We start from the raw sequence: 18,402 nt of genomic DNA, 5'->3' as shown, positions 1-18,402 counted from the left end.
TAAGAGGCGCAGCCCATTTATAAATGGGCTGCGCCTCTTATTGTGGTGGAACATTGTATTTTTGTAACAATAGAATATGCTTTGAATATGCTTTAATGGTGTCCTGGGATATCCACATCATCATCATCCACCAGGTCTTCCAGAAGCATGCTTTCAAAAACATCAATTTCCCCAAGGGTAAAATAGTTCACCGGATAGGCATCAACTTTTGGGTGGGTGACGCTTGTTTCGAGTAAAAAGAGACCCTCTTCTGCCATGTTCACATCCGCTGTGTAACGGCCATCCTCAACATGCGTCATTTCCTTAGTCAAAGCGGTCGTCTCGGATTCACGGATATTCCATATTCTAATGGAGACGTCCGCATCAGAAACGGGTGCTTCATCGATATATACATACACATCGACAGGAAGGTCGGTCTCCGTTTCTGTCAGGTGTGACATATCAACATTAATTGTGGCATCGGGTAGATGGTTGTACATATCGTGGGTCTCCTGATCTACCAGACCACAGGCGGAGAGCAGTGTCATGGACACAATCAGAATAAGCGCTTTTTTCATTTTTTACTCCTTTCTCCTACCCATGAATGAAATGGTTAAGTTTAGGTATTCGACGGATGACAAGACGATCAAGCAGAAAGACGAAGATTAACGATAGACCAACCAGTGGGAAAATGATGCCGAGTATGATCAGAATGGTCAATGGTCCTTTGAAGTTCAGAATACTCTTAGATTTAGGCGCTCCCATCTGTCCCTGTGGGCGGCGTCTGATCCACATCCAGAATCCTGTTACCACCATACCGATCAGGCCAATACAGATGAGCAGTCCAAAAATCTGATTCCAGATGCCGAATTGCAGCCCTTTGTGAATCGTAATCGCTAGTGCCATGAATTTTCCAAGAGGGCCATAGTGGTCATAGCGGTAATCTGCAATGACGTTGCCTGCGTACTGGTCGATATGGATGGTGGCTTCATCCTGTGCTCTCCTTGGAAATGTACTGAGTGTAAAGACGCCTGTATCACTGCCTGGATAGAAAATATCATAGGAGGGATGGATGCCGGTTTCCTCGGCGGTAGCCACAATATCATTGATGGATGCCTGATTTAAGCCGGAAAACATGTCGGATTCTGCCACCGGCAGCTGTTCGGCTGCCCAGGATACATCCGCAATTTCTTCTGTAACTGTATCCGATTCCGGCGCAGGTCCTGTCCAGATTGAAGGCGGATATCCGAAACCGGAGGCTGTTGTCATCTGCTGTACACCAGTTCCCCAAAAGCCCGTCCACAGCATGCCCGACAAGATGAAGAAGAGTATACCGCCGGATAGCCAGAACCCGGATACGGCGTGCAGATCGCGCCATCTTACCCGATTTCCTTTATTGAATCGGAAGGTGAAGACACCTTTTATTTTCTCCTTGGATTTTGGGAACCAAAGATATAGGCCGGAGAGAATCATGATGACTGTCCACGATGCAATCAGTTCGACGATCCGATCACCGAAAGTGCCTGCCATCAACTCGCTATGGGCATCAGCGAGGAGCTCCATCGGGCGTGTATCATCATTGATCACCCCAAGCACGGTTCTTGTATAAGGATCTAAAAAGACAGTCAATGACTCTCCATCATTGTCGAGAATGCCAACTTCAACGGAACGGCTTTCATTCTCTCCTGGGCGGTATCTGGTTACTTCTCCGCCACCAACAGTATTCAGTGCCGTATTGGCGAGGTCACTGGGAGGGAGCTTGGAATCACCAGGTTCTACCTGATAGTAATCTTTGTATATGTAGTCTTCAATATCAAACTTGAACAAATAAATGGCACCCGTTATGGAAAGGATGATGAGAAATGGAGCGATGATCAGACCGGCATACAAATGCCATCTCCATATTAAAGGGGTGCTGGATTGTTTCTGCATTCTATTCCTCCTTATTCACATACATTGAAAAGTATAGTACAGATCACTGCCGAAATGGAGGCGGTCTTATGACCAACCTGTTACATCTTACGGATTTTCCTAAGTTAATTTCCGATATTCTGAGTTTTAAAGGTTGATGTAAACGGTCGAACATATTAATATAAAGTATTGCTTAGGTATAACGTAACGAAAGGATTTGAATTTCGTATGAAAGATAATTTTTGGCGTGACCTGCCACGACCGTTTTTTGTACTGGCGCCGATGGAGGATGTAACGGATGTCGTATTCCGCCATGTCGTGGCTGAAGCGGCAAGGCCGGATGTCTTCTTCACGGAGTTCACGAACTCCGATAGCTACTGCCATCCGGATGGGAAACAGAGTGTGCGTGGAAGGCTGACTTTCACTGAAGATGAACAGCCACTGGTGGCACATATATGGGGCGATAACCCTGAGCATTTCCGTCAGATGAGCATTGGCATGGCTGAAGAGGGATTCAAGGGCATCGATCTCAACATGGGATGTCCTGTAGCGAATGTTGCCGGCAAAGGAAAGGGCAGCGGCCTCATCCGTCGGTTTGAAGTTGCTGCGGAACTGATCCAGGCAGCAAAAGCAGGGGGACTCCCTGTCAGTGTGAAGACGCGTCTCGGATACACGGAACTTGAAGAGAGACATGAATGGCTTACGCATGTCTTCCGCCAGGATATTGCGAACCTTTCCATCCACCTTAGAACCCGTAAGGAAATGAGCAAGGTTGATGCACACTGGGAATTGATTGCTGAAATAAAGAAATTGCGTGATGAAATTGCACCGGATACTCTGCTGACGATCAATGGGGATATCCCGGATCGTGCCACAGGCATGGAGCTTGCTGAAAAATACGGTGTGGATGGTGTGATGATTGGACGGGGCATCTTCAAGAACCCGTTCGCATTCGAAGAAGAGCCGAAGGAACACAGCAGCAAGGAACTATTGGGCCTGCTCAGGATTCATCTCGATCTTCATGATGAATATTCCGAGATCGAACCGCGTAAATATGCACCTCTCCATCGCTTCTTCAAGATATACGTCAAAGGATTCAAAGGCGCAGGTGAGCTTAGAAACCAGCTGATGAATACCAAATCGACTGATGAAGCACGCATACTGATAGATGAGGCTGAGCGCAACATGGCTGAAGAGATGGAAGCGCAGCATATAGGTTAAATAGGTAGTTCAAGACATTCATTATATGGATGTCTTTTTTTTGCCGTTATAGGGTACCGTAGCTGTTTAAGAGAAGTGATGTGGTAAAATGTAAATGAATATTGGATTGAAGGAGAGATGACCATGATCTATGTTGCACTGCTTCGCGGAATCAATGTCGGTGGAAATAACAAAATCGATATGAAAGATCTGAAAGCATCTTTTGAAAATGCAGGTATGAATGATGTCATCACCTACATCAATTCGGGTAATATTATTTTCTCTAATGAATACAACAGCCAATTTAAGCTTCCCGGCATACTGGAAGCGACCATCCTTCAAGACTTCAATCTGGATATCAAGGTACTGATAAGAAGTTTCGAAGAAATCGAAGCAGTCGTCGATCACCTCCCGGATTTCTGGAAGAACGACAAGGAAATCAAGAGTGATGTCCTGTTCCTTTGGGATGAAATTGACGATAGATCCGTATTGGACGAACTGAAAATTCGTCCGGATATCGAACAGGTCATATATATTCCGGGTGCGATACTCTGGTCGGTGGATAAAGGGAACCTGTCCAAAAGCGGCATGTCGAAAATAGTGGGAACGAAAATCTACAAAAAAGTCACGATAAGAAATGTGAACACCGTCAGTAAGATTTATGAACTCATGCAATCTGTCAGTTAAAAAAGTATTGAGCGAATAAATAAACTGAAGGGGTGGATGATATGATCGGTGTGGAAATTGATATGGTTGTTGCAGACAGTTTAAAAGCCTTGGAGCTTTACGAACGTATATTTGACATTGAACGTATTGAAGTGACGGATTTTTCGAAAGGAGAGAATGAAGTTGTCTTTTCATTGTATGATGTGCGGTTCCATATGTTGGACGAAAATGAAGCGTTTGAACTGAATGCACCGAATCTGGATGATCCGAAGCCCATATGGTTTAATATCATGGTGCCGGATATCGAGGAAACATTCAGAAAAGCTATGGAGTCAGGATGCACAGAAGTACAAGAAGTGATCGAAATGCCGGATTATGGTGTATCGAATGCGATGTTCAGTGACATGTTCGGCTACTTATGGATGCTTCATGAAGTCCATCGGGAAGTCGGCTTTGAGGAACGAGTAAAACTGTGGGAAGATCGTAGAGCCGATGGATAGCGAATATAGAAAACAAGAAGAAGTGCCGGGGATCAAGCTCAGGTTCAAGGCACTTTTCTTCGATTGGCTGTTCATTCTCGCCTGTCTCGCAATCGTGGCCATTTTTAATATCATCATTACACTTTTCATGCTGGACAGCATTCCGGAGTATACTTCTGCCCAGTCCCAACTCGTCGCAACATTCTTTTCCGTTGTGCCGATCATTATTGTATTTTCCATCATGGAAGCGAGAAAGCCGTATGCTTCCTTCGGCAAACGGAGGGCCGGGCTCACAGTCGTCTATCGAGGAAGTCCTGTCAAGGGGAGTCTGATCAGAAACATCATGAAGTTCCTGCCGTGGCAGTTCGGTCATATGAGCACAATCAGTGGCATATACAATGGTTTTGATACGCCGTTCTATATTACATTCTATGCGCTGTCCATGATTCTTGTAATTACGTATATACTCATGGTACTGATACGTAGGGATCATAGGAATCTCGGCGACCTTATGGCAGGCAGCACTGTTGTGAAAAACCGGGATTGATTTGATTTTGAGTTTCTGAAAAAAATCAATATACTAGATATAAGTTAAGAATATAAGTGGGAGATTGATTAATGGAGACTTGGGATTTATACGATGCGGCGCGCAACAAAATGAATAAGACGATGACGCGGGGGAATACACTTGCGCCAGGTGAGTATCATATGGTCATCCATGTGTGTATTTTCAATTCCAATGGAGAGATGCTCATTCAGCAGCGCCAGCCTTTCAAGGAAGGATGGCCGAACATGTGGGATGTGACAGTGGGTGGCAGCGCCGTCAGCGGGGATACGAGTCAAATGGCTGCCGAACGGGAAACGCTGGAAGAAATCGGCCTTGAGCTCAACCTCGAAAATGTCAGACCGACAATGACCATGAACTTTGCCAGGGGGTTCGATGATATCTATCTGATCGAGATGGATGTGGATATCAAGGAACTGTCCTTGCAGTACGAAGAAGTGCAGAGTGTGAAATGGGCAGCGAAAGAAGAAATTCTTGAGATGATTGAAGCAGGCACATTCATCCCTTATGAGCAGAATCTGATCAGACTGTACTTCGACCTGATCAATCGACAAGGGGCGATAAAGAACTGATGAATATTGAGGACGATCTACATATCAGGCAAATCGGAGAAAACGAAGAAGCGCCGATGGTACTACTGACCCTGGCGGACCCATCCGATCAGCGGATACGTTCGTATCTTAAGCAATCCGATTGCTATCTAGCTGAGTTGACCGGAGAAATCATCGGTGTCTATGTGGCTGGAAAGATTTCTCGAGACACTATCGAAATATACAACATTGCCGTCAAAGAGGCATTTCAAGGTAAAGGCATAGGGAAGCATCTGCTGATGGATGCAGTGAATCGATACAGTAAGGCAGGCTACAAGGCGATTGAAATCGGAACCGGCAACTCAAGCATCGGCCAGCTGGCACTCTACCAGAAGGCAGGGTTTAGAATCGATTGTATTCTGCGCGACTTTTTCACAGACTACTACGAGGATCACATTTATGAAAATGGCATATGGTGTCGGGATATGATCAGGCTCAACAGAACGCTGTAATCCATCATTTTGACCTCCAAGCCGAATTGTTATAGTATACTGTAGAAATAGGAATTAAAAGAAATGAGGGTGCGTCCAAATGGATAGGGTCGACAGCATTATAGATGTGATCGGTAATACACCGGTAGTGAAGTTGAATAGAGTGGTCCCTGAAGGGGCGGCGGATGTCTACGTAAAGCTTGAATTGTTCAATCCGAGTAAAAGTGTCAAGGACCGGGCAGCATATAATATGCTGAGACAGGCGGAAAATGATGGCTTGATCGAGCCGGGTGGTACGATCATCGAACCGACAAGTGGTAATACGGGCATCGGTCTCGCAATGAATGCGGCAGCCAAAGGCTATGCTGCCATTTTCGTACTGCCGGACAGTTCGACGAGTGAACGGATCAGCCTGCTTAAGGCTTATGGTGCGAAAGTGGTACTGACGCCGGCGGATGAGAAGATGCCGGGATGCATCAGAAAGGCGAAGGAACTGCAGGCGGAGATCCCAAACAGTTTCATTCCCCAGCAGTTCGAGAACTATGCGAATCCGGATATCCACCGTACAACAACGGCTATGGAGATTCTTGATGATTTCTACAATGATCTGGATGCTTTTGTAGCGACTGCAGGTACAGGCGGCACGATTACAGGTACGGGCGAAGTATTGAGGGAACATATTGAAAACCTCCACATCGCAGTTGTTGAACCGAAAGGTTCACCGGTACTTTCAGGTGGCCAGCCGGGCAAGCATAAGCTCGTCGGCACAAGCCCTGGTTTTATTCCGAATATCCTGAACACGGATATCTACGATGAAATCATCCAGATCGAAGACGAGGATGCGATCAATATGTTCAGACGTCTGGCCAAGGAGGAAGGCATCTTTGTCGGTCCTTCAGCCGGAGCCTCTGTTCATGCAGCCATCAATGTCGCCAAGAAATTGGGACCGGGCAAGCGGGTGCTGTCCATTGCGCCGGATTCAGGCGAGCGCTATTTGAGCATGGGACTGATCGAATAGCAATGATGCAGGCGGTGGATTGGATTCCATCGTCTTTTTTATGTATATTTACACGTAAATACATCAAGTGTCTGAGAGGTGCGATATGGAAAAGATCATCAAGTTGGAAAATGTAGTATGGAGGCGTGACGGTGAAGAGATTTTGAAAGATATCAGTTGGGAAGTCGATCACGGAGAGCACTGGGCAATCCTTGGTCTGAATGGCTCCGGGAAGACTTCGATGCTGAACATCATTATGGGGTACAATTATCCGACAGCTGGTGGTGTCAGTGTGCTGGGAACGGAATTCGGCAAGGCGAGCCTGCCTGAAATGCGGAAAAAGATCGGTTTTGTCAGCAATGCCCTGGGCAAGTTTCAGCAGACCATGAACAGGGAAACTATCGAAAATATCATACTTAGCGGCAAATTTGCCTCTTTCGGCATCTATGAGGAAATTACCTCGGAAGATGAGAGGCGGGCAGCGAATATATTGAAAGATCTTAGGCTCGAGTACATATCAGGAAAACGCTATGCCGTGCTCTCGCAGGGCGAGCAGAGACGTGTGCTGCTTGGCCGTGCACTGATGAGCCAGCCGGAGCTTCTGATTCTGGACGAACCATGCGCAGGGCTGGATGTGCTGGCGCGGGAAGATGTGCTCTCGATGACGGAGAGTGTGGCAGAGGATACATTACCGTTGCTTTATGTCACGCATCACATCGAAGAAATCACAGATGCCATCACCCATGTGTTGTTGATCCGTGATGGTGAAATTATTGCGAAAGGGCCGAAGCAGGAAGTACTGACGACCGAGAATCTCTCAGCAGTATACAAGATTCCGGTCAGAATGCATTGGGAAGCAGAACGTCCATGGATGTCAGTAGAGCGACCACAGAAAGAGAGCAGGTGAATGGAATGATTTCAGGACATCATCATATTTCCATGTTTACAAAAGACCTCAAGGAAAATAATCATTTCTACACAGAAGTACTTGGTCTGAGAAGGGTGAAGGTTTCTGTGAATCAGGGGGATCCGAAGATGTATCACGTCTTTTATGGAGATACTCTCGGAAGCGCAGGAAACGACCTGACATTTTTTGAAATCGGCAATATCGGCAGCACACATCCCGGCACCAATATGATTTCCGCGATTGGACTACTTGTTCCGAGTAGCGGGAGCCTCGAGTACTGGTGGCAGCGCCTGGATAGCTATGATGTTTCACACGACGGCGTCTCCAAATATGGTAATCGGGAAGGACTTCGTTTTAAAGATCCGGACGGGCTCGCAATTGTGCTGATCAATCATGATGGTGAGGCTGTACCAGAAGCATGGCAGCCGTGGAGCGAAAACAGCATAGATGAAGCCCATCGGATTCTTGGCATGGGCACAGTTGAAATTACAGTTGAAGATATGAAACGTCTTTCTTCACTTCTGGAGGACATATTCGATTACACGATTGTCTATGAAAAGCCCCAGGAAGCTTTACTTGCTTCAGTTGAGAATGAGGCCTTCGGTGAAATTCTGATAAAAGATGAATCAGGCAAAAAAGCACGTGCCGGACGGGGCAGCGTGCATCATCTGGCCATCCAGTCGAGTGAGCGTCCACTCGAGGAATGGGATCGGATATTGAAGAATCAGGGATACGTAACGACCGGAATCAAAGATCGCTATTATTTTGAAAGTCTATATTTTACCGAGGAGAATGACATCACATTTGAAATCGTCGGACCTGTATCTCGTGGCTTCACTGCAGACCGGTCTGCTGAAGCACTTGGCACGACACTTGATCTGCCACCGTTTCTTGAGGATAGGCGAGAAGAGATCGAGTCGCATCTGAGGCCGATTGAGAAATGGATATAGATAGGAGCGGCAGGATGACCTGCCGCTCCTAGTTCACTTGAACACATCTTCATAGATTGCTTTGTCCGCTTCACTGAATACATTGAAGATGATCCGATCAAAATGGTGGTCATTCTGTTTGAGCCAGTTGCCGACTGTAGTGACAGCGATCTCTGCTGCCCGCTGTTTTGGAAAACCGAACACGCCGGTTGATATGGCAGGGAAGACAATGGTTCTGATATCTTCAAGTTCATGTGCCAGATCGAGACAGGATTGGTAGCTTGAAATCAGTTCCGCAACATGTACATCGTTGAGGGGTGTTTCACTGTCAACTGCTGGGCCGACAGTGTGGATCACGTACGTGCTCGGCAGGTGGTAGCCGCGCGTAATTTTTGCGAAACCTGTTTCTTCATCCGATTTCTGACGATGGATGATTTCGGCACAATCATCCCGAAGCATCGGTCCGGCAGCGGAATGGATGGCATTATCCACGCAATCATGCAGGGGCTGCATGCATCCGAGAAGTTTTTCATTGGCGGCATTGACGATTGCATCTGCTTTTATATCAGTAATGCTGCCCTGCCATAGTGCCATCCTCTCCGCACCTTGTATTTCAGTGCCGGGAAAAGCTGACACTGCATTCGGGATTTCAGCGGCATAAGTTGTGTGCTTCTCCTCTTTCTCAAAGTGCAGCAGCGCATCAAGCTTTCGCATCATTTCCTTTTTCAGTGGCAGCGGCTGTCTTATGTTGAGAAGTGCCCGGATCAGACGCCTTTTTGCAACTTGGTCATCCGGGATATCGATATCCTGCGTACCAGCCTTTTCATTGCGCAATATTTCCAGTACATCATCGGTCAAAGTTTCCTTATCGGTGTCATCAGCCATTACCGGCTCGAATGGTTCATACAATTTGATGGCTTTAGCATATTTCTGCAATCCGATGTTTGCCATTACAATCACCTCTTGCCTTTATTCTGTCACGAAAATGCTTTGATTTCCAAGCAAATGAATTATATTCAGGTGCCATCCAATATTTCATTTTTATCATTAATGGCATTTTTCGATGGGTATAGTACTTATGAATGTTCATAGCAGCCCATCAGAACTGGCTGCGCAGAAAGATTGGAGTGTTGGGATGGTGGTTTTCTTGAAGCTGGTTCTGGCTGGGGCGGTTTCTGGAGTGGTTTTCACTCTGATCATGAAGCTCATCCGCCTGACCACCGGCAATAAAGCAGATGTTCTATTCTATAATATCGATTACATCCCGATACTTAAAAAGTGGAGTGACAGCAGAGTGCTCGGAATACTATTCCACTACTTCTTCTGCATGGCGAGCGCAGTAATGATGCATCTCCTGCTTATTCCTTTTGAATATGAAATGGAAATCCGGGCATATATTATCGTATCCACAGTCGGCGGCAGCATACTATATTTTCTGACCCGCCTGTCAAAAACACCACCGGCTTCCGATGATCACATGGCTTGGCTGTACTGGACGCTGGGCCACGCCATTTTCGGTGCATGTGTCGGATTGATGATCCATCTACTGATTTGAATGGGCCACTCCATCTTGCACATTATAGTGAATCATCTTAAAATATTTAAAGCAATTATGATGAAAATCATGGATAATGTATAAATAGATCAAGAGATACGGATAGGAGAGACTGTTTTGTCGAATCAGGAATATGAAACACACGTAGTTGAAATAGATAGACTGGATAAGAAGGGGTCGGGCATGGGCCATGTATGGCGCGATGCAGGGGGCAGTAACCCAAAGAAACTCAAGCTGAATCTCCCCCAGACCCTTATTGGTGAAACGGCCAGGGTCACCGTTCCAAATCCGGATCGGAAAGTTGCTCGACTGCTGCCGGATGAAATCGTGTCGGAAAGTCAGGAACGCGTCGTACCGCCTTGCCCGCATTTTGAAAAATGCGGCGGCTGTGTATGGCAGCACTGGACCTATCAGGGCCAGCTCGACTATAAAACGGACAAAGTTCGTGGATTTCTTGAGGGCAACGGCTTCGATGCGAGTGTTGTAGCGGATGCGCTCGGTATGGAGACGCCATGGGAATACCGTAATAAGATGGAATTCACTTTTGGTCGTGACGGGGCACTCGGTCTCCATGAACTGGGCAATTTCCGCAATATCATCGACCTGGATACATGTCTGATTGCAGGAGACGAAATGGTCGAAGCGATGCTTGAGGTGTCGGAATGGGCGCGGGATCACCAGTTGAGCGGATATGATAAGGATCGGCATACAGGTCTGCTGCGCAATCTGATGGTGCGCCAATCCCAGAAGACCGGTGAACTGATGCTTGCTGTTTTTGCGACAGAAGGACCATCCGAGATTGAGGTGGCTGTGGAAGACCTCGTTTTGAGGCTGACGACAAAGTTCAGCAGCCTTGAAAGTCTGATGTGGATGGAGAACACGGACTGGGCGGATATGACACAGTCTGAAAAGACGCATATCCTGCATGGTCGCGACTACATCAACGATGAAATGTACGGCTATAAATACAGGATCTGGTTCGATACATTCTTCCAGACCAACCCGAAGCAGGCAGAGAAGCTTGTGGAACTGGCCATCGAAATGGCGGAAGTCGAATCAGATGAACGCATGATCGACCTGTTCTGCGGTGTAGGAACATTCTCCTTGCCATTTGCCAAGAGGGCGAAGGAACTTGCCGGGATTGAAATTGTTGAGACATCCATCGAATCGGCTAAAAGGAATGCAGAAGACAATGACATCGGCAATACCTACTTCCTGGCCAAAGATTCCAGAAGAGGAATGGACGAAATACTCGAATCATGGGGCAGGCCAGATCTGCTGATGCTGGATCCGCCGCGCTCAGGCGCTGGAGGCAAGGTCATGCGCAGAATTGGACGTCTAGGTACAGACCGTGTCGTGTATGTTTCCTGTAACCCGGAATCTTTCGCTGAAGATGCTGCTTCCCTCAGGGAATTCGGGTATACACTCGAGAGGGTGCAGCCGGTGGACCTCTTCCCGCACACAGTTCATGTTGAGCTCGTGGCACTTTTCAGAAAAAACGATTCATCACTATAGATGATATTTTGGTAGATGGGGATTAGGATGAAGGAGGCAGTTATGAAGCAGTATCAATTCAAACTTTCAGTTGATTCCAATAGAAAAGTTTTGGCTATAGAAGATAAGAATAATGAGGCAGTCGGCTATGTGGAGAAGGCAGTTCTGAAAAACTGTGAGGAACAGAACACCTATTCATATACATCCATACGAGGCACTACCGTGATACTTGGCTTGAAAAGGCGTCGATTCAAAGATATGAATATTTCAAAATATATTATTGTCACAGATGATGCGCAGCATGTATTCAAGGAGAAGCCGGGCAGGAACCTGATACAGTTCAAAGTAGTCGGGCAGCTGGATGAGCATTATATGAAGGTCGAAGAAAATTCCGACGGCGATATGGAAGCGCATATAGACAAGAAGTATGTTGCCACAGTCAAAGAAAAAGGGGCAGATGGGAACACCGCCATCATGGCTGATTCCGAGCTTGACGACCTGTCCATGAAATTCGGCATCATCGTCCTCATGTACTTCATGTATAAGCTTTATAAAAGAGAAACTTGGGATGTTGCCAAGCTATTGGAATAGGGGCGGGCCATGAACAGTCTTGAGAGATTCCAGCCGGTCATCATACTGCTTGCTGTGGGCATCGGTCTGCTGATCGGTGGTGTGGATATCATTCAGAGCGGTGCGGACCATTTCATCATTCCATTTCTGATGCTCATGCTGTATGGGCTTTTTCTCCTCATGCCATTGAAACGTGTGTTCACTTCTTTTAAAAAATGGAAATTTGTTCTGACTTCACTTGTCATCAATTTCCTATGGACACCTGCTATTGCCTATCTGATCGGAATGCTGTTTCTATCAGAACATCCGCTTCTTTGGATCGGTTTCATCATGCTCACTGTTACACCATGCACGGACTGGTATCTGGTCTTTACAGGCATTGCCAAAGGGGATACGGTACTTTCCACCTCAATGCTGCCGGTCAATCTGCTATTGCAGGTGATTCTTCTGCCGATCTACCTCCATCTATTCTTTGGAGTGGAGGAGAGTATGGGACTGCCATTACATACTATCTTCGGAAGCATATTGATCATAATCGGCATACCTTTCGCTTTGGCAATATTCACGAGAAGACTAGTAAAGTCAGGTGGCAGAGTGGCGCAGTTTTTCGAACAGGCAAATGTACTGTTCCTTGGTGTGGCGATTGCAGCCATGTTCGCTTCCGAGCGGACCTCGCTGATTGAAAATCTGGATGTTGTGCTATTGCTTCTAATTCCTCTGCTGGTATTCTTCATCATTAATTTCATAGCAGGCAGCACAGCCAGCAGATTCTTGCATTTCAGCAAGTCGGAGTCTGTCAGTCTGATCATAATGGTTTTGGCGCGCAATTCACCTCTTGCACTCGCGATTGCGATTGCTGCCTTTCCCGACCAGCCGCTGATTGCTTTATCACTGGTAATCGGTCCCATCATCGAATTGCCGGTTCTCGGTCTAGTATCGAGATTACTGATCAGCTATAAATAAAAAAACATCCAGTCTATTGACTGGATGTTTTCGTTTTGTTGATAAATGGTCTGTACTGGGATCGAACCAGTGACCCCTTCGATGTCAACGAAGTGCTCTCCCGCTGAGCTAACAGACCACGCTTTAAAAACTACATATTCAAATTTACAATGATATCCGTAAATTGTCAACAATCAAATTGTGTTTCATCTTCTATTTTTTCCGAGAACCCTCTTCTGCTTTTGCAGCTTCTATGAATTCAGCGATCTTCTTGATGGATCGTTCGAAATCGTTTTTAAACTCATGTTCCCATAGACGCATGATATGCCATTCTCTATCGTGGTAGTGATGAGCATCCACCGAGCGGTCCCTTTCCATATTTCTCGCCAGTTTCTGATTCCAGAACTCCTGATTGCTCTTCGGCCAGTTCCCATGTTCCGGACATACGTGCCAGAAGCATGAATCGATGAAGATGACGACCTTGTATTTTTGTATGGCAATATCAGGTGTACCTCTAAGCTTGCGGACGTTTTTTCTGAACCTGTATCCTTCAGCCCACAAAGCTTTCGTAATCCTGTTCTCAAGCTTTGATTGAGCTCTGATCCTGCTCATCGTGCGTTTCCGCTGCTCGGGGGACATAACGTCAGCCATATGATCCGCCTCCTATTACATTCATTCTAACCAGATAGGCACAGGATCATTCGATCAATAAGAGAGATCGCCCGATCATGCCCGGGCAATCTCTCTATTCTTCGTCGTTACTGCTGCTTTCGTACTCCAGTATGTCTCCAGGCTGGCAATCGAGTGCAATGCACAGTGCTTCAAGCGTGGAAAATCGAATCGCCTTGGCCTTTCCATTTTTCAGAATGGATAGGTTGGCCATCGTAATGCCCACTTTATTGGATAGTTCAGTGACGCTCATTTTCCGCTTGGCCAGCATCACATCAATATTTATTCTGATTGTCATATTCTCACCTCAGACTGTCAGTTCATTTTCAGTTTTGATATTGATGGCTTCATCCAGCAGTTTTTCCAGGATGGCAGCAAAAAATGCGATGACCAGTGCGGCGAATACTGGTACCATGCCCATGATGATCAGTCCGGGCGCGTCATCGATTTCCGCTACGATATAGACGAACGGCAGAATTACGAAATAAATGCCACTGATGATGAATGCGGAAATCTTGATTTTCTGGAGCGCCTTGACGGACAGATTGGAGAACGCATCCCTCCGGTCAATGTAATTAAGCAGCTTGAACCCCTGGGTGAGGGCAAAGATGTAGGGCAGTACTGTCAGCAGTATGCCGATGACGATCGGGTATAGGATCAGGGCGTACTCGGGATTGATCGGGTTTCTTAATAAAAAGTATATCAGATAGATGAAGCCGGCCAGGACGGGCAGAGCCATAAGTATGACGGCAGCTTTTAGAAATAAGGATGATCCACGTTTCATTTTTTACACCTCACAATATTATATATATTATCATAATACATGATTTATTGATAATCAATAAATGTATATTGATTATGAACAAATTTAAGAGGTGTCATACTGATTCGCAAAAATGGATTGCGTCTGAGGATGACTGTAGTAGTATTGAAGTAATCGAATGAATAAGAGGGATCATATGAATTTGTTTCTAATATTATCGATAATTACCGCTTTGATAACGGGCGTGACCTTCGGTATAGGTCTCGTTAAACGTGCGACAAGTAAAAATCATAAGCAGTCTTGGCAAGTTTCCATCATGATGATTACAGTTGCGATTGTTCTGGCACTCGTTGCTGCGCTGATGGACACGGAACTCAGCCTCGGGGCAGGCTTTAGTACAGTCGGTGCTTACCTTATACTGATCGCCATAGGCATATTCATCATTCATCTGATGAACAAAACGGAAAAAAGGGCTGCAAAAGGGCATCTGAGATACGCTGGTATTGCTCTCGTCACTGCACTTGCCGCATTTGCGATTGCTTTCCTTGTCGTGGACGGTGATGAAGATCCGGTCCGGGAACTCAATGGGATCTTCGGCGCGGAAGATAGGTCTCTTCCGACTGAAGGGAGAATTCCTGTTACGGTATCATCATTTATTGACGGGGATACAACACGTTTCAACTTCAACGGTGAAGAGGCTTCCTTCAGGTATCTGCTCATCGACACACCAGAAACGAACCATCCAAGAGTGGGTGCACAGCCTTTTGGCAAGGAAGCTTCTGCGAGAACCAAAGAGATCCTCGAGGCGGCATCGCTCATTGAAGTGGAATTCGACGTCGGTCCGGAGCAGGATCATTATGACAGGTATTTGGCATACATCTACGCAGATGGAGAGATGGTCAACGAAACTCTGGTCAGGGAAGGGCTGGCACAGGTAAAATACATCAATCCGCCGAATACAAAGTACCTGGAGCAACTGGAAGCGGCAGAGGTGGAAGCTGAAGCGGCAGCCATCGGCATATGGTCTCTTGATCATCCGTATGATTCCGATGTCTATCAGGAAGAGAGCGGGAATGATATCAGAGATCAGCAGGAGAATTTCGCAAACTGTACCGAACTGAGGCAAGTATATCCGGAAGGTGTGTACGCGGACCATGCAGCGTATCAGCTGAAAATGGACGGCAATAAGGATGGTCATGCATGTGAGTGACCGGGCAGTTTGTTTGATAGTTGGGGCAGAGTTCCATACAATGGAGACATACTGATAAAGGAGTTGAGCTTTAATGAAACCATTGTACGAAGTCAAGATGATCAATACTGGCGGTAGAGAAGGAGAAGTCCACAGCGAAGACAAATCATTTTCAATGAATGTGAAACAGCCGAAACAGATGTCCGGTGAAGATACCAAGGAAACGAACCCGGAACAGCTTTTCGCCGCAGCATACAGTGCATGCTTCAATAGTGCCCTGGATGGTGTATTGAAGAAGGATAAGGCTGGCGATGTGCAACGCGTGGTCATGGCAACAGCAAGACTCTTGAAGGACGAATCGGACGGCGGATTCAAACTATCTGCAGAAATCGAAGTTGAATTTGAAGGCATCGATCAGGACAAAGCTGAGGAATACGTGGAGAAAGCACACCAGTTATGCCCGTACTCCAAAATGGCACACAATGGTATCGATGTAGAAATTAAAGGAACAGCGAAATAGCAGTAGACGACTAACGGGGAGCCCAGGGGCTCCCCGTTAATGCTATAATCAGACATAATACCTCTGAAAGGAATGTGCAGAATGAATCAATCAGATCTCACTATTCCTAGAACACTGTTGGAAAAGGTTTCGAATGCCATCTGCTACAGTGCTTTTTTTGCTGTTGTTGCTTTTATGCTGTTGAAGTGGAACGCATTGCCTGAAACAGTGCCGCTTCATTTTGGTCTGTCCGGTGAAGCTGACCAATATGGATCTCCTGCTACATTATTGATTCTGCCTGCCGTTGCAGTTGTTGTGACAATTCTGATGGAAGTCCTTGAGAGGTACCCTCAAGTGCATAACTACCCATCTCGTCTGAATGAAGGTAATCGGGAGGCATTCTATCTTAATAGCCGTCAGATGCTTAATATGGCGAAGAATATGACGCTTATCATTTTTTCGATAATCATATTGGAGATCCTATCTGTTGCGCTGGAAGGGAGTGCATTGTTCGGAGTCATGCTGCTTCCGCTCATTTTTCTGCTGATTGGTATTCCAATCATTCATGGACTGAATAAAAGAAGGAAGATCAGATGACATACTGTCTTAGCAAACTAAAAAGGGAAACCCTTCCGGGCTTCCCTTTTCTTATATGAGGAGTGCAATCATCGCCATCGTTATGCCGATGGCCGCCATGCGGAGTGAAAACCCCATGTTTAATTTCGTAATGCTGTAGGGATTGATGCCCATGCTCTGCGAAGTCATGGTGGCATTGATACCATAAGGTGCGGCAGCGGAAATACCAAGACCACAGACGACCATGACGATGCCGATGCTGAGTGCATTTTCAGGTGTAATTACGGGCATCAGCACTTCTGCCAGTATCGCCAGCGTAGCAACTGGATGGACACCAAACATCGCCAGTCCATAGATGACAAGCATGATGAGCAGCAGAATCAGGATCAGAAACGAATCAACGTAGCTGAAAACCTGCTGCATCGCTCCAGGTGCTGCACTGCTGTTGAATCCGCCAGAGAAAACCCCGAGTGAGAGAAACAGCACAGAGAAGTTCTGCATATGGTTGTTATGACTCTTCCATGATTTCCATCCTGTTTTGAGAAATATCGGGAACCGCTTCATGACGAAAGCTGCGGCAAAACTGAAAGGAATGATGATCAAAGCCACTGTCATGATGAAGCCGAGCGTCGAGTAGGCATTCAATACCATTACAAGCGATAGGAATGACAGCAGCAGGATGGCCATCTTCACAATCGACCGTATCATTGCACTGTTGTCGATATCATAAAGTGGGGCATCGATGGTGAGTCCTCTGAACTGACGCTTTGAGATCTGCACTTCCGTCAGTCCAACAATGACGGATGTTGCAAACAGCCAGGGCAGCAGCGCGAAATAGGAGACACCGGTAGAGTCCACAGTCAAACCGACGATGACTTCGAGCGGGCTCCATATGACAGCCATTGCAAACGCCCGCAGTGTGGATTTGATGATGAATTCATTTTTAAAAGCGACTTCAGAACGCTTGAAGAGTTCACCGAGCAACTGCTGGATGATATAGATGGCTGAAATATTCAGGAATATGCCGAAAAAATAGGTGGTGAATATGCTTCTGCCATAAATATTTTCGACCTTGTTTGCACGATCCTGTATCATCTCGGTGATGCTGTCGTCGAGTCCTCCCACTTTTACGACTGTACCGATCCATGGCAGTGTACTGAAGAAGAGCAGAAGGGGCATATTGCTCATCGTATTGCCGATGATTGAACCCAAGCCTTCTCCGGCACTGAGACTCAGTATTATTCCTGCTGAAATGAAAACAAATCCGATGATCTTGAATAGTCTGGAACTGAACAGCCAGGACAACAGCAGCACAGCGAATGCCAGGTAGTTGACAAGTGGTTCGAGGAATTCGATATTGCTGAAAAAGTAGATGAGAAAAAGGATGAAGAGGACGGCATAGATGTAGAAGAAATTCCGCAATATCTTTTCATTATATAATATATTCAATTTCGAACCTACTTTCTTAACAACTGTGTAATAGAATACTGA

At 46.3% G+C, this 18,402-nt stretch carries 23 protein-coding genes and 1 tRNA gene; 16 read left to right on the top strand and 8 right to left on the bottom strand.

Annotated elements, in window-relative coordinates; genetic code table 11:
- Positions 1 to 92: 92 nt before the first annotated feature.
- The gene (locus GQ671_RS11675; protein WP_160657391.1) at positions 93 to 557 is read right to left on the bottom strand and encodes a FixH family protein; all 465 of its coding nucleotides are present in this window, start codon (positions 555 to 557) and stop codon (positions 93 to 95) included.
- Between the two features lie 16 nt (positions 558 to 573).
- The gene (locus GQ671_RS11670) at positions 574 to 1,911 is read right to left on the bottom strand and encodes a PepSY-associated TM helix domain-containing protein (RefSeq protein ID WP_160657389.1); all 1,338 of its coding nucleotides are present in this window, start codon (positions 1,909 to 1,911) and stop codon (positions 574 to 576) included.
- A gap of 207 nt (positions 1,912 to 2,118) precedes the next feature.
- Between GQ671_RS11670 and GQ671_RS11665 the strand changes: the two genes are divergently transcribed.
- The 9 genes from GQ671_RS11665 (at position 2,119) to GQ671_RS11625 (ending at position 8,675) form a co-directional block, all read left to right on the top strand.
- Positions 2,119 to 3,111 (top strand): tRNA dihydrouridine synthase, encoded by a 993-nt coding sequence (locus GQ671_RS11665; protein ID WP_160657387.1) that lies wholly within the window; start codon positions 2,119 to 2,121, stop codon positions 3,109 to 3,111.
- A gap of 123 nt (positions 3,112 to 3,234) precedes the next feature.
- Entirely contained in the window at positions 3,235 to 3,777 is a 543-nt protein-coding gene (locus GQ671_RS11660) for a DUF1697 domain-containing protein (RefSeq protein ID WP_160657385.1), read from the top strand.
- A gap of 41 nt (positions 3,778 to 3,818) precedes the next feature.
- The gene (locus tag GQ671_RS11655) at positions 3,819 to 4,256 is read left to right on the top strand and encodes a VOC family protein (protein ID WP_160657383.1); all 438 of its coding nucleotides are present in this window, start codon (positions 3,819 to 3,821) and stop codon (positions 4,254 to 4,256) included.
- Positions 4,249 to 4,782: an RDD family protein gene (locus GQ671_RS11650; RefSeq protein ID WP_160657381.1), complete on the top strand. Its 534-nt coding sequence runs from the start codon at positions 4,249 to 4,251 to the stop codon at positions 4,780 to 4,782. The genes GQ671_RS11655 and GQ671_RS11650 overlap by 8 nt, the downstream gene beginning before the upstream one ends.
- A gap of 71 nt (positions 4,783 to 4,853) precedes the next feature.
- Positions 4,854 to 5,372 carry an NUDIX hydrolase gene (locus tag GQ671_RS11645; protein WP_160657379.1) on the top strand — a complete coding sequence of 173 codons (519 nt, stop codon included), beginning with the start codon at positions 4,854 to 4,856 and terminating at the stop codon, positions 5,370 to 5,372.
- Positions 5,372 to 5,842, top strand: coding sequence for a GNAT family N-acetyltransferase (locus tag GQ671_RS11640; RefSeq protein ID WP_160657377.1), 471 nt, complete (start codon positions 5,372 to 5,374; stop codon positions 5,840 to 5,842). The genes GQ671_RS11645 and GQ671_RS11640 overlap by 1 nt, the downstream gene beginning before the upstream one ends.
- Before the next feature lie 79 nt (positions 5,843 to 5,921).
- Positions 5,922 to 6,839 (top strand): cysteine synthase A, encoded by a 918-nt coding sequence (gene cysK / locus GQ671_RS11635; RefSeq protein ID WP_160657375.1) that lies wholly within the window; start codon positions 5,922 to 5,924, stop codon positions 6,837 to 6,839.
- Positions 6,840 to 6,924: 85 nt separating this feature from the next.
- Positions 6,925 to 7,725, top strand: a complete 801-nt coding sequence (locus GQ671_RS11630; protein WP_160657373.1) for an ABC transporter ATP-binding protein — start codon at positions 6,925 to 6,927, stop codon at positions 7,723 to 7,725.
- Complete coding sequence (locus GQ671_RS11625) at positions 7,686 to 8,675, top strand: VOC family protein (RefSeq protein WP_246153255.1); 990 nt, start codon at positions 7,686 to 7,688, stop codon at positions 8,673 to 8,675. The genes GQ671_RS11630 and GQ671_RS11625 overlap by 40 nt, the downstream gene beginning before the upstream one ends.
- A gap of 33 nt (positions 8,676 to 8,708) precedes the next feature.
- Here GQ671_RS11625 and GQ671_RS11620 read toward each other — a convergent pair whose 3' ends face one another.
- A complete protein-coding gene (locus GQ671_RS11620; protein ID WP_160657371.1) occupies positions 8,709 to 9,605 on the bottom strand; it encodes a protein-ADP-ribose hydrolase in 897 nt (298 codons plus the stop codon).
- 184 nt (positions 9,606 to 9,789) lie between these two features.
- Between GQ671_RS11620 and GQ671_RS11615 the strand changes: the two genes are divergently transcribed.
- The 4 genes from GQ671_RS11615 (at position 9,790) to GQ671_RS11600 (ending at position 13,236) form a co-directional block, all read left to right on the top strand.
- The gene (locus GQ671_RS11615) at positions 9,790 to 10,209 is read left to right on the top strand and encodes a hypothetical protein (RefSeq protein WP_160657369.1); all 420 of its coding nucleotides are present in this window, start codon (positions 9,790 to 9,792) and stop codon (positions 10,207 to 10,209) included.
- 117 nt (positions 10,210 to 10,326) lie between these two features.
- Positions 10,327 to 11,724, top strand: coding sequence for a 23S rRNA (uracil(1939)-C(5))-methyltransferase RlmD (gene rlmD / locus GQ671_RS11610; protein ID WP_160657367.1), 1,398 nt, complete (start codon positions 10,327 to 10,329; stop codon positions 11,722 to 11,724).
- 42 nt (positions 11,725 to 11,766) lie between these two features.
- Positions 11,767 to 12,294 (top strand): hypothetical protein, encoded by a 528-nt coding sequence (locus tag GQ671_RS11605; RefSeq protein ID WP_160657365.1) that lies wholly within the window; start codon positions 11,767 to 11,769, stop codon positions 12,292 to 12,294.
- A 9-nt stretch (positions 12,295 to 12,303) separates the two neighbouring features.
- Complete coding sequence (locus GQ671_RS11600) at positions 12,304 to 13,236, top strand: arsenic resistance protein (protein ID WP_160657363.1); 933 nt, start codon at positions 12,304 to 12,306, stop codon at positions 13,234 to 13,236.
- Between the two features lie 46 nt (positions 13,237 to 13,282).
- Here GQ671_RS11600 and GQ671_RS11595 read toward each other — a convergent pair.
- The 4 genes from GQ671_RS11595 to GQ671_RS11580 form a co-directional block, all read right to left on the bottom strand.
- Positions 13,283 to 13,354, bottom strand: a tRNA-Val gene (locus tag GQ671_RS11595).
- 74 nt (positions 13,355 to 13,428) lie between these two features.
- Positions 13,429 to 13,866 carry a very short patch repair endonuclease gene (locus GQ671_RS11590; protein WP_160657361.1) on the bottom strand — a complete coding sequence of 146 codons (438 nt, stop codon included), beginning with the start codon at positions 13,864 to 13,866 and terminating at the stop codon, positions 13,429 to 13,431.
- 94 nt (positions 13,867 to 13,960) lie between these two features.
- Positions 13,961 to 14,182, bottom strand: a complete 222-nt coding sequence (locus GQ671_RS11585) for a helix-turn-helix domain-containing protein (RefSeq protein ID WP_160657359.1) — start codon at positions 14,180 to 14,182, stop codon at positions 13,961 to 13,963.
- Positions 14,183 to 14,191: 9 nt separating this feature from the next.
- Positions 14,192 to 14,668, bottom strand: coding sequence for a DUF2975 domain-containing protein (locus tag GQ671_RS11580; RefSeq protein ID WP_160657356.1), 477 nt, complete (start codon positions 14,666 to 14,668; stop codon positions 14,192 to 14,194).
- 175 nt (positions 14,669 to 14,843) lie between these two features.
- Here GQ671_RS11580 and GQ671_RS11575 point away from each other — a divergent pair, with 175 nt between their 5' ends.
- The 3 genes from GQ671_RS11575 to GQ671_RS11565 all read left to right on the top strand — a co-directional run bounded on the left by GQ671_RS11575 (position 14,844) and on the right by GQ671_RS11565 (position 16,932).
- The gene (locus GQ671_RS11575) at positions 14,844 to 15,857 is read left to right on the top strand and encodes a thermonuclease family protein (RefSeq protein WP_246153254.1); all 1,014 of its coding nucleotides are present in this window, start codon (positions 14,844 to 14,846) and stop codon (positions 15,855 to 15,857) included.
- 73 nt (positions 15,858 to 15,930) lie between these two features.
- Entirely contained in the window at positions 15,931 to 16,356 is a 426-nt protein-coding gene (locus GQ671_RS11570) for an Ohr family peroxiredoxin (RefSeq protein ID WP_160657354.1), read from the top strand.
- Positions 16,357 to 16,437: 81 nt separating this feature from the next.
- A complete protein-coding gene (locus GQ671_RS11565) occupies positions 16,438 to 16,932 on the top strand; it encodes a DUF1648 domain-containing protein (protein WP_160657352.1) in 495 nt (164 codons plus the stop codon).
- Between the two features lie 51 nt (positions 16,933 to 16,983).
- On the opposite strand, the gene GQ671_RS11560 is transcribed toward GQ671_RS11565, so the two are convergent.
- Positions 16,984 to 18,360 carry a hypothetical protein gene (locus tag GQ671_RS11560; protein WP_160657350.1) on the bottom strand — a complete coding sequence of 459 codons (1,377 nt, stop codon included), beginning with the start codon at positions 18,358 to 18,360 and terminating at the stop codon, positions 16,984 to 16,986.
- Positions 18,361 to 18,402 lie beyond the last annotated feature (42 nt).

It is taken from the genome of Salinicoccus hispanicus (genome assembly GCF_009831115.1).
GTDB lineage: Bacteria > Bacillota > Bacilli > Staphylococcales > Salinicoccaceae > Salinicoccus > Salinicoccus hispanicus.
This window is presented reverse-complemented; position numbering and strand designations above follow the sequence as displayed.

What these genes read in the sequence shown, in the direction of transcription:
- GQ671_RS11650 (WP_160657381.1), top strand. Translation starts at nt 4,249, where the DNA reads ATGGATAGCGAATATAGAAAACAAGAAGAAGTGCCGGGGATCAAGCTC.
- GQ671_RS11645 (WP_160657379.1), top strand. Translation starts at nt 4,854, where the DNA reads ATGGAGACTTGGGATTTATACGATGCGGCGCGCAACAAAATGAATAAG.
- GQ671_RS11625 (WP_246153255.1), top strand. Translation starts at nt 7,686, where the DNA reads ATGGATGTCAGTAGAGCGACCACAGAAAGAGAGCAGGTGAATGGAATG.
- cysK (WP_160657375.1), top strand. Translation starts at nt 5,922, where the DNA reads ATGGATAGGGTCGACAGCATTATAGATGTGATCGGTAATACACCGGTA.
- GQ671_RS11570 (WP_160657354.1), top strand. Translation starts at nt 15,931, where the DNA reads ATGAAACCATTGTACGAAGTCAAGATGATCAATACTGGCGGTAGAGAA.
- GQ671_RS11565 (WP_160657352.1), top strand. Translation starts at nt 16,438, where the DNA reads ATGAATCAATCAGATCTCACTATTCCTAGAACACTGTTGGAAAAGGTT.
- GQ671_RS11575 (WP_246153254.1), top strand. Translation starts at nt 14,844, where the DNA reads ATGAATTTGTTTCTAATATTATCGATAATTACCGCTTTGATAACGGGC.
- GQ671_RS11670 (WP_160657389.1), bottom strand. Translation starts at nt 1,911, where the DNA reads ATGCAGAAACAATCCAGCACCCCTTTAATATGGAGATGGCATTTGTAT.
- GQ671_RS11660 (WP_160657385.1), top strand. Translation starts at nt 3,235, where the DNA reads ATGATCTATGTTGCACTGCTTCGCGGAATCAATGTCGGTGGAAATAAC.
- GQ671_RS11615 (WP_160657369.1), top strand. Translation starts at nt 9,790, where the DNA reads ATGGTGGTTTTCTTGAAGCTGGTTCTGGCTGGGGCGGTTTCTGGAGTG.
- GQ671_RS11655 (WP_160657383.1), top strand. Translation starts at nt 3,819, where the DNA reads ATGATCGGTGTGGAAATTGATATGGTTGTTGCAGACAGTTTAAAAGCC.
- GQ671_RS11580 (WP_160657356.1), bottom strand. Translation starts at nt 14,668, where the DNA reads ATGAAACGTGGATCATCCTTATTTCTAAAAGCTGCCGTCATACTTATG.
- GQ671_RS11675 (WP_160657391.1), bottom strand. Translation starts at nt 557, where the DNA reads ATGAAAAAAGCGCTTATTCTGATTGTGTCCATGACACTGCTCTCCGCC.
- GQ671_RS11640 (WP_160657377.1), top strand. Translation starts at nt 5,372, where the DNA reads ATGAATATTGAGGACGATCTACATATCAGGCAAATCGGAGAAAACGAA.
- GQ671_RS11620 (WP_160657371.1), bottom strand. Translation starts at nt 9,605, where the DNA reads ATGGCAAACATCGGATTGCAGAAATATGCTAAAGCCATCAAATTGTAT.
- GQ671_RS11605 (WP_160657365.1), top strand. Translation starts at nt 11,767, where the DNA reads ATGAAGCAGTATCAATTCAAACTTTCAGTTGATTCCAATAGAAAAGTT.
- GQ671_RS11665 (WP_160657387.1), top strand. Translation starts at nt 2,119, where the DNA reads ATGAAAGATAATTTTTGGCGTGACCTGCCACGACCGTTTTTTGTACTG.
- GQ671_RS11585 (WP_160657359.1), bottom strand. Translation starts at nt 14,182, where the DNA reads ATGACAATCAGAATAAATATTGATGTGATGCTGGCCAAGCGGAAAATG.
- GQ671_RS11600 (WP_160657363.1), top strand. Translation starts at nt 12,304, where the DNA reads ATGAACAGTCTTGAGAGATTCCAGCCGGTCATCATACTGCTTGCTGTG.
- GQ671_RS11630 (WP_160657373.1), top strand. Translation starts at nt 6,925, where the DNA reads ATGGAAAAGATCATCAAGTTGGAAAATGTAGTATGGAGGCGTGACGGT.
- GQ671_RS11590 (WP_160657361.1), bottom strand. Translation starts at nt 13,866, where the DNA reads ATGGCTGACGTTATGTCCCCCGAGCAGCGGAAACGCACGATGAGCAGG.